Below are 11543 nucleotides of genomic sequence, written 5' to 3'. Positions count from 1 at the left end.
TTATTTTTATTATATACTTTCTAATTCATTTTATATTTAAGATAGATATTTAATAAGATAGATAATATTAAGTACAAAAAAGCCACCACTCATAAGGAGTGGTGGCTTTCACCATATACATATTCATACGTGAAGATATACAAATATATAAATTGTGTATGCACCTAAAACTATGCTTTAGAAGCAAGCAATTGATCAACAGCTGCTTTCAATGCATCGATTTCAGATTGTTGTTTATCAAGCTTAGCCTTGTACGCTTCATTTTCAGAACGTAATTGAGTCATTTCATCTTGCATTACATAAATGGAGCTAATAGGGCCCGCTTTATAACGATCAGGAATATTTTTCTTTTCAGCACTAATGCCAAATTTGTGTGTTACGCCCGCATTAATCATATTATGGTTGCCACCAACAGATACACCTACGTTAAACATAGTATTGTCATTTGTATAGTGTGCAATACCTAAAGCTGCTGCGCTTTCACCACGATAGTTACCTACGCCAGCCATGATTTGTGTTGGAGCCAATGGATCGTATTGAATTGGTTTCAACGCTGCCATCGCAGCCGCATGAGCACCTACACGTTGCGTTTCGGTAGCAACCTTGCTAATTTCTTGACGAAGTTGCGTTGTATTCCCCGCATTGTTTTGGGTCATTTGATTAATCGCATCAGCCACATTATCTGCAGTTGCAAGATCATTGCCACTAGCCGCAGCATGTCCATTTGCAACGGAAATAGTCGATGTTTTAGCATCGTATTTCACTACGCCACTAGCTGCTACAGTTGCTTTTGTATGATCACCATCAGTGAAATTTAATCCACTTGCAATGCTCGTTGTTTGACCATTTAAACCATTCGCAGCATAGGCAATTTTAACATTGTTCGTATTTAATGATAATCCGATACCTGCACTTGTAGCATTAGTCGTAATCATGGTATCGCCAGTAACTTTGAAGGTACCATTTTGTAGATTCATAGTTTGTTGGCTATTGTTATCACCATCAAACTTAAATGTTGCAGAGGATGTGGCACTACTAATTGCTTGTTGTAATTGACCTTCTGTAGCTGCGCGGTCTGGTGTAGTTGTAGAACCAGTCCATGTTGTATTAGATAGACCTGTAATGGTATTTGTTGTACCACCTGTAATTGTTACATTACCAGCTTTCACAGTATTACCTTGAACAGTGTCACCTTTCAGAGTACCAGCGGCAGTCACATTACCAGATGTAGTTACATTTTTAGCAGTTACATCGCCCGTAGCAGTGATATCCTTAGCAGTTACCGTGCCAGTATTGCCGTCTAATTTAACCTCATTAGCGCCTGTACCAGCTGTTACCGTTGTGAAAGCAACATTGTCTTTTGTCTTATAGGTAATATCCTTGCCAGTACGAGATACTTCCATATTGGAACCAGCTTTGAAGTTAACAGTGTCACCACCGGAAATCGTTTCTGTACCGGTCGTACCATCTGCAGCAAGTTTCCATGCAGATTGAGATACTGCTTTTGCAGTCGCCGCATTAATAGCGTCAGCTACATTTTTCGCAGTTGCAAGACCATCATTTCCAGTTACGGAAGCTTGGCCTGTTGTGGCATTGCTATCGATGGTTGCACGTTTAGTGGAAATCTCTACAGTACTACCATTCATGTTTGTAGAGATATAATCCCCTGTAGCACCTTTCACTGCGAAGGATACATCACCATCTTTTAAGGATTGGCTAGATGTAGTGCCTGTATCTGCAGCAAGAGAAATATTTTTATTCGTTGCAGCGCTAGCATTGTTAATCTTATTCTTAGTAGCCGTATCTAAACCTACAGTAATAGTTTTACCACTCACTTCAGTAGTAACACCATCTGAGCCTACAACCTTCAATGTATCATTCTTCAAATTGATAGAGTCATTATTAGTGCCATCTGTGATGTTAAGTACTTGAGAACCTGTCGCTTTAGTAACAGCATTAGTAACGGTTGTATTAACGATGTTGGCTACATCATTTGTTGTCGCTACACCATTAGTAGTGGATTTAGCTGTACCATCTGTATTACTACCAAATGTACCTTGTTTGATAGACACAGTTACCGTATCAGTAGCAGCAGACGTAGTAATAAAGTTGCCATCACCTGCTACTTTGAAGGATAAACCACCATTTTTATTGAGTGCTTGTCCTGTTGTAGACGTACTATTATCACCTGTTAATGTGAAAGTATTCGCCCCTAGAGTATTAACCGCTGTAGAAGAGTTAGTAACTGCTTTGTTAATTGCGGTATTAACAGCATTTTTTACATCATCTGTTGTAGCTACACCTGCTGTGTTTGTGATATTACCATTGCCATCAGTAGACAAAGAACCTTGCGTTACATTGAACTTCACAACACCACCAGCTGCTACTTCTGCAGTTGTTAATGTACCATCAGTAAATTTGAACCCATCTTTCAAGGATACAGTTTTAACTGGAGTATCGTTGTTTGCTGTGTAACTAATACTTGTGTTCTTAGTCAAGTTAGTAGTCAAATCACTAATCGCCTTTGTGATATCACCAATATTTGCAGCGTTTGTAGAAGTCGTACCACCACTAGCAACATTGGTAATCACTGTATTACCTGCATCAATACCTGTCGTTGTAACAGATGGACCACCTGTTAAGCGGAATCCAGTTGTATTCATAGATGCATTGCCAGCTGTAAATGTATTACCACTCACTCCACCTGTTGCACCATCCAATGTAATAAGGTTAGTAGCAGAACCAACTTTTACGGTATTTGCTGCCGTTACAGAATCTACAGTAAGGTCTTTTTTCGTCTTAACTGTAATCCTCTTACCATCTGTACCATCTTGTGTAATCTCGATGTTGTCACCATTAATGAGATCAACCGTATTACCACCAGATACTTTTGTAGCGGTACCACCATTAGTAGAAATATTCCAGGCAGAACCATCTTTAGCAGATGTAACAGCTTTAGTAATCGCATCATTCACAACAGTCGTCATGTTATCTGCTGTTACTACGCCATCTGTAGCTTTATTAATTGTACCATCTGTATTTGTAGATAATGTACCTTTTTTAACAGTTACTTTTACAGTGTCTGCAGTAGCACTAGTAGATACTAAATCGCTATCACCCGCTACTTTGAACGCTAAACCACCAGATTTATTGAGTGCTTGTGCTGTTGTATCTGTAGAATCTGCTTTTAATGTAAATGTATTATTACCTAATGTGCCCAACGAGGTAGTTGCATCACTAATTTTTTGATTTAATACGGTGTTTGCATTATTAATAGCAGCCGCTACATCGCTCGCCTTAGCTACACCAGCTGTAGCACTAGTTGTACCATCTGACTTATTAGTAAATGTACCTTGTGCTACATCAACAGTAATCGTTTGATTATTCAAAGACGCTGTCGCAGCACCTGTACCTGCTACCGTTAATTTTTGAGTTTTAAGGTTAACAGAGCTATCTGTACCACCTGCAGAAATATCAAGTTTTTGAGTACCAGTAGCATTATCTACTGCTTTTGTAATCGCTGTATTAACTGCATTTTTTACATCGTCTGTTGTAGCTACACCTGCTGTATTTGTAATATTACCATTGCCATCAGTAGACAAAGAACCTTGTGTCACATTAAACTTCACAACACCATTAGCTGCTACTTCTGCAGTTGTTAATGTACCATTAGAGAAGTTAAAGCCATCTTTTAAGGACACAGTTTGACCAGGAGTAGCAGTATTTGCTGTGTACGCAATATTAGTATTCTTAGTTAAATTAGTTGTTAAATCATTAATAGCAGTTGTAACCTTAGTATTCACATCACCAATAGTAGCGGCATTAGTAGCAACTGTGCCACCGCTTATCATATTAGTAATTTGTTTACCGCCTGCATCAATACCAGCAGTAGTAACAGATGGGCCCCCTGTTACACGGAATCCAGTTGTATTCATAGAGGCATTACCAGCTGTGAAGGAATTACCACTCACTCCACCTGTTGTACCATCCAATGTAATAAGGTTAGTACCAGAGCCTACTTTTACAGTATTGGCTGCAGTTACAGAATCTAATGTAAGGTCTTTTTTCGTCTTAACCGTAATCTTCTTACCATCTGTACCATCTTGTGTAATCTCGATGTTGTCACCATTAATGAGATCAACTGTATTACCACCAGATACTTTTGTAGCGGTACCACCATTAGTAGAAATGTTCCATGCAGAACCATCTTTAGCAGATGTCACAGCTTTAGTAATCGCATCATTCACAACAGTCGTCATATTATCTGTTGTTACTACGCCATCTGTAGCTTTATTAATCGTACCATCTGCATTTGTAGATAATGTACCTTTTTTAACAGTTACTTTTACAGCATCCGTAGTGGCACTTGTGGACACTAAGTCACCATCACCTGCAACTTTAAATGCTAGACCACCAGATTTATTAAGATTTTGAGCCGATGTATCTGTAGAATCTGCTTTTAATGTGAATGTATTATTACCTAATGTGCCCAACGAGGTAGTTGCATCAGTAATTTTTTGACTTAATGCTGTATTAGCATTATTAATTGCTGATGCTACATCCGCAGCTTTAGCCACACCAGCTGTAGCACTGGTTGTACCATCAGACTTATTAGTAAATGTACCTTGTGCTACATCAACAGTAATCGTTTGACCATTCAAAGACGCTGTCGCAGCACCTGTACCTGCTACTGTTAATTTTTGAGTTTTAAGGTTAACGGAGCTATCTGTACCACCTGCAGAAATATCAAGTTTTTGATTGCCTGTTGCATTATTCACCGCTGTGCTAACCGCACTATTCACAGCACTTGCTACATCAGCAGTTGTTGCTACACCAGCTGTACCAGCAGATACAGTACCATTGGTATCCGTAGATAATGCCCCTTGCGTTACATTAAACTTCACAACGCCACTAGCGCCTACTTCTGCAGTTGTTAATGTACCATTAGTGAAATTAAATCCATCTGCCAAGGATACTGTTTGACCGCCTGCATTATTTGCTTTATAAGCAATTGTCGTATTTTTACCTAGGTTAGTAGTCAAACTAGAAATAGCCGCATTGATATCACCAATATTCGCAGCATTCGTAGCTGTAGTACCACCACTTGCTACGTTAGTGATTTGTTTACTACCTGCATTAATGCCGTTAGTGCCATCAATAGAGATACCACCTACTGTTACTTTATTTGTTGTAATACCAGTGGATCCAATAGTTGTATTTCCACCGATAGTTGCCGTATCAAATGTTACATTTTTAGATGTAGCAATTTTAAAGGTCTTACCAGTTTGGGTAATCTCGATATTGTCACCATCGTTAAATACAACAGTTTCGCCACCTTTTACTTCTTGTTCAGCTTCGCTATTAGCTTTTACTTTGAAACTTGCCGCATCTTTTGCTGCTGTTTTGATTGCTTGTTCGTTAACCGTTAAGGTAATGTCATTGCCAGACGCTGCTGTTGTAATAAATTTATTATCACCTTTTACAGATAATGTATCACTCTTAAGGTTAACAGAACCAGTAGCTGTAGTGTCACCACCAATTTTAAGAGCTTGGGTACCTGTCGCATTATCTACAGCTTTTGTAATCGCTGTATTGACAGCAGTAGCCATATCATTAGCATCAACTACACCAGCAGTACCTGTTAAGGCCCCAGTTACCGCATTAGCTGCTAATGTACCTTTTGCTACATCAACGGTAACCGTTTGACCATTCACAGTCGCTGTTGCAGCGCCTGTGCCAACAACTTTTAATTTTTCAGTCTTTAAGTTAACAGTACCATTATTCGTGCCATCTGTAACACCAAGATTTGTAGATAAATTAGCTACAGCATCATTAGCAATAGTCTTAACATCGCCAATGTTAGCAACATTACTATTATCTGCGTTGCTATTCGCCACGATACCTGTGCCTACATTAGTAATCGCCTTATTACCAGCATTAATACCTGCAGTTTTGTCAATAGATAAGCCACCTACTGTTACCTTATCTGTTGTAATACCAGTTCCAGTAATAGCAGTTGTACCATTAGTTAATCCAGATGTATTAATTACAGTATTGCCTGCAGTCACAGAGTCTACAGTAAGGTCTTTTTTCGTCTTAACCGTAATCTTCTTACCATCTGTACCATCTTGTGTAATCTCGATGTTGTCACCATTAATGAGATCAACCGTATTACCACCAGACACTTTTGTAGCTGTACCACCATTAGTAGAAATGTTCCATGCAGATCCATCTTTAGCAGATGTGACAGCTTTAGTGATAGCATCATTCACAACAGTTTTCATGTTATCTGCAGTTACTACACCGCTATCAGTTACATTTAGAGAGCCATCTGCAGCATTACTTAATTCACCTTTTTTGACAGTTACTTTTACAGTATCTGTAGTAGCGCTAGTAGATACTAAATCGCCATCACCCGCTACTTTGAACGCTAAGCCACCAGATTTATTGAGTGCTTGCGCTGTTGTATCTGTAGAATCTGCTTTTAATGTGAATGTATTATTACCTAATGTGCCCAACGAGGTAGTTGCATCAGTAATTTTTTGACTTAATGCTGTATTAGCATTATTAATTGCTGATGCTACATCCGCAGCTTTAGCCACACCAGCTGTAGCACTGGTTGTACCATCAGACTTATTAGTAAATGTACCTTGTGCTACATCAACAGTAATCGTTTGACCATTCAAAGACGCTGTCGCAGCACCTGTACCTGCTACTGTTAATTTTTGAGTTTTAAGGTTAACGGAACTATCTGTACCACCTGCGGAGATATCTAGTTTTTGATTGCCTGTCGCATTGGTAACAGCCGTAGTCACCGCACTATTAACAGCACTTGCCACATCACTCGTTGTTGCCACGCCAGGTGTGCCAGCAGATACAGTACCATTGGTATCCGTAGACAATGTACCTTGAGTAACATTAAACTTCACAACACCACCAGCTGCTACTTCTGCAGTTGTTAATGTGCCATTAGTGAACTTAAAACCATCTTTTAAGGACACAGTTTGACCAGGAGTAGCAGTATTTGCTGTGTAAGCAATATTGGTATTCTTAGTTAAATTAGTTGTTAAATCATTAATAGCAGTTGTAACCTTAGTATTCACATCACCAATAGTAGCGGCATTAGTAGCAACTGTGCCACCGCTTATCATATTAGTAATTTGTTTACCGCCTGCATCAATACCAACAGTAGTAACAGATGGGCCCCCTGTTACACGGAATCCAGTCGTATTCATAGATGCATTACCAGCTGTGAAGGAATTACCACTCACTCCACCTGTTGTACCATCTAAGGTAATAAGGTTAGTACCAGAGCCTACTTTTACAGCATTGGCTGCAGTTACAGAATCTAATGTAAGGTCTTTTTTCGTCTTAACCGTAATCTTCTTACCATCTGTACCATCTTGTGTAATCTCGATGTTATCACCATTAATGAGATCAACCGTATTACCACCAGATACTTTGGTAGCGGTACCACCATTAGTAGAAATATTCCAGGCAGAACCATCTTTAGCAGATGTAACCGCTTTAGTAATCGCATCATTGACTACAGATTTCATGTTATCTGCAGTTACTACCCCACTATTAGTTACATTAAGCGATCCATCTGCAGCATTAGTTAGTGTACCTTTTTTAACAGTCACATTTACAGTATCTGTAGTAGCACTTGTGGATACTAAGTCACCATCACCGGCAATCTTAAAGGATAAGCCACCAGACTTATTAAGTGCTTGACCTGTTGTTGAGGTTGAATCTGCCGTTAATTTAAATTTATTGTCACCTAATGTAGATAAAGATTGTGTAGCTTCCGTAATTTTATTACCTAATACAGCATTAGTATTATTAATCGCTGCGGCTACATCTACAGCCTTAGCTACTCCAGCTGTAGCACTCGTTGTACCATCTGACTTATTAGTAAATGTACCTTCCGCCACATTAACAGTAATCGTTTGACCAGTCAAAGACGCTGTCGCAGCACCTGCACCTGCTACCGTTAATTTTTGAGTTTTAAGGTTAACGGAGCTATCTGTACCACCTGCAGAAACATCAAGTTTTTGCGTACCAGTAGCAGTATCTACAGCTTTTGTAATCGCTGTGTTAACAGCAGTTGCCATATCATTAGCATCAACAACACCAGCAGTACCCGTTAAAGCACCAGTTGTCGTATTATTTGTCAATGTACCTTTTGCTACATCAACTGTAATTGTTTGGCCATTTACAGTTGCCTTTGCAACACCTGTACCAACAACTTTTAAACTTTGGTTCTTTAAGTTAACAGTACCACTATTCGTACCATCCGTAACTCCAAGACTTGTAGACAAATTAGCTACAGCGTCATTAGCGATAGTCTTAACATCGCCAATATTAGCTACATTACTATTATCTGCATTGCTATTCGCTACAATACCTGTGCCTACATGAGTAATCGCCTTATTACCTGCGTTAATGCCGTTAGTTCCATCAATAGAAATAGCACCTACAGTCACCTTATTAGTTGTAACACCTGTAGATCCGATAGTTGTATTACCACCAATAGTTGCAGCATCAAATGTTACATTTTTAGCCGTAGCAATTTTAAAGGTCTTACCAGTTTGGGTAATCGCGATATTATCGCCATTGTTGAAAGTAACTGTATCGCCACCCTTAACATCTTCTGCAGCAGTAGTATTTGCTTTCACCTTGAAAGATGATGCATCCTTAGCGGCATTCTTAATGGCCTGCTCATTGATAGTCAATGTTACATCGTTACCAGTTGCTTTAGTTGTAAGATACGTAGGACTGCCACTCTTAATGCCAAAGTTAACATTACCAGAGGATAAGGATTTAGCCGTTGTAGTACCTGTATCACCGCCAAGAGAAACCGTACGAGCTACAGCAGTAGCAGAATCAGCAATTGATTGCTTTGTTGCCGTATTAAGATCAAAGGATACTTGACCATTTGCACCTACTGTTGCCGTAGTAGTATTACCATTTGTAAAGTTCAAGCCATCAGAAAGTTTAACAGAATTACTTCCTGTACCATTAGCTTTGTATTTAATAGATTGATCCGCATTAGCCTGGTTAAGAACATCTGCTACCGCATACAATTGAGATCCATTAATTGCATCGGTACTATTAGCAGATACTTCACCTGCTGCTACGTTCTTAATTTGACGTTCAGCACCAGCAGCGCCAACAGAAACTTGCATACCTGTACCCGACACAGTTGGTGCACCATTCCAAGTTATTGTTTTACCGCCAATAACAACGGAACCTTGACTTGTAGCATTTGTAGCAGTTGTAGAATCACTACCAAGAGCTACAGACTTATCTAAAGATGCATTGGCATTCGTGCCTAACGCTAACGAGTTTTCTTTAGATGCAGCGGCGTTCATACCAAACGCTGAAGAGTACTTTCCAGAGGCGTTCGCAATTGGACCAACTGCAGTTGCATTTAAGTCGCTAGCCTTAGTCTTACGACCAAGAGCAATGGCACTTTCAGCTGTGGCTGACACGTCAGTACCAATTGCTACAGTATTAGTTGCAGTCGATTGTGTGTTATAACCAAAACCAATAGATGTAGACCCAGAAGCATTAGATTTTCTACCTATTGCAATAGCATCGGTATTAGACGCTGTTGCCTCTGTACCAATTGCTGTTGCATCTTGTGAGGTTGCTTGTGTAGCACGACCAATAGCAATAGCATTTTTGGCCGTTGCTTTAACTTGTTTTGCAGGAATAACTCCTAGAGCATCAGTACCAGCACCAATAGCAACAGAACCTTCACCTTGAGAATTCACACTATAACCAATACCAGTTGCATATTGAGCAGTGGAATTGATAGTAGAACCTAACGCAACAGTTTGATTTCCAGATGCAGTTGCATAGTAACCTACGGACGTAGCAGCACCACCACTAGAAGTAACACCACGACCAACAGCAAGATCATTTCCTGTTTTCGCTTTAGCGTTATAACCAATAGCTGTAGCTTTTTCACCTGTTGCCTCTGTTTTTTCAGTATTATCTGTGGCAGAATTACCATTACCACCACCGATAGCAATAGCATTAGCAGCAGTTGCTGTTGCACTGCGACCAAGAGCTGTAGCATTACCACCAGAAGCAATAGCACGCAAACCTATTGCCGAATCACCCCATTTAGCGTAACTAGTAACATCTGGACTAGCATCATTAAAGCTACCATTACCAGCACTGTTAAAAATATTCGCACCGGATAGAGCTTGATAACCAAAAGAAATGGCCCCATTACCATAAGCACGTGCGCCAGGTCCCATAGCTGAAGCACCTTCTTTATTAGCTTTTGCTGATACACCTACTGCGGTAGAATTAGATCCTGATGCATTTGCTTGATAGCCAACACCTGTACTATACGTTCCGAACGCCTTACTATATGTACCAAGTGCCGTTGATTGAGCTGCAGTTGCATTAGCATTTCTACCTAATGCGGTTGCATCAGTATCACTAGCAATAGAATATGCACCAATAGCAGAGGAATTCACACCTGTAGCAGTAGTGTTACGACCAAGAGCTGTCGCACTAGTTTTATCAGATATAGAGCTACTACCAATAGCAATAGCACTTTCGTCAGAAGCATTCGAGTTATGCCCTATAGCAATAGACTTCTCACCACTAGCACTTGGGTGATTAGTTCCATCTGTATAATCACCACTAACATCACCACTCCCTAATGCTAAAGAATATTTACCTGACGCATCAGCACTTACGCCCATTGCCATAGAGCCCACTGCTCTTGCACGAGTTGCAACACCCACAGATACGCTTGATGCATTATTGGTAATCCCCCCATCATTATTAGCCTCGACACCAATTGCAACAGTATTATTAGACCTTGCTTTGGCATTAAAACCTGCGGCAACTGAATTGCCAGCACTTTCTGTAGACTGACCTAACGCGACAGCACCATTTGCCGTTGCCTGAGCACCATCCCCTACAGCTGTTGAACTCAAACCTGTAGCCCGTGTACCCGTACCAACGGCAACAGAATTTTTACCTGTTGCCTGAGAATCCCATGCTGCAGCAATCGCATTTTGTGCACTTCGAGTATCATTTCCTAGTGCGACACCACCACGACCATTGGCTCTTGCAGCTTGCCCAATAGCAATAGCATTTTCATCAGTAGCCTGCGGAGCTGTACTACCAGATTTACCAATGGCAATAGCTCCTTTTGTAGAGCCAGTGTCATAAAAATCCCCCTTTGTAGCCTCAACCTGCATAGCCTGACCAGCCATCAAAGCCGCCAAAATACTAGCCACAACAATTTTCTTTTTCCCTGTTGTATTCTTAGCCAATTCAGATACTACAACGTAACATTGTTTCGACTTAGACCAAATAACTTTAAAGATTTTATTCATTTTCGCTTCCTTTTCACTAACTAACCTCTCAACTACATGAAATATATTTTCAAATACATAATGAAGTTTAGCTCTTTCTAGAGCGATAAAACCCATTAACTTCTAAAAAACTATGAATTTGATTTCATTATTCTATCATATCCCCCTCATATTTCTCAATTGTAAATTATACGG

The 11543-nt window shown here is 40.0% G+C and carries 1 protein-coding gene; it reads right to left on the bottom strand.

The annotated features are described in order from the left end of the window. Nucleotides 1–170: 170 nt before the first annotated feature. Entirely contained in the window at nucleotides 171–11369 is an 11199-nt protein-coding gene (locus tag VTHSUH11_RS09585) for an ESPR-type extended signal peptide-containing protein (RefSeq protein ID WP_219843290.1), read from the bottom strand. Nucleotides 11370–11543: the final 174 nt, after the last annotated feature.

It is taken from the genome of Veillonella tobetsuensis (assembly GCF_002959935.1).
Classification (GTDB): domain Bacteria; phylum Bacillota; class Negativicutes; order Veillonellales; family Veillonellaceae; genus Veillonella; species Veillonella tobetsuensis.
This window is presented reverse-complemented; position numbering and strand designations above follow the sequence as displayed.

Coding starts and splice junctions, on each gene's coding strand:
- VTHSUH11_RS09585 (WP_219843290.1), bottom strand. CDS start 11,369: ATGAATAAAATCTTTAAAGTTATTTGGTCTAAGTCGAAACAATGTTAC.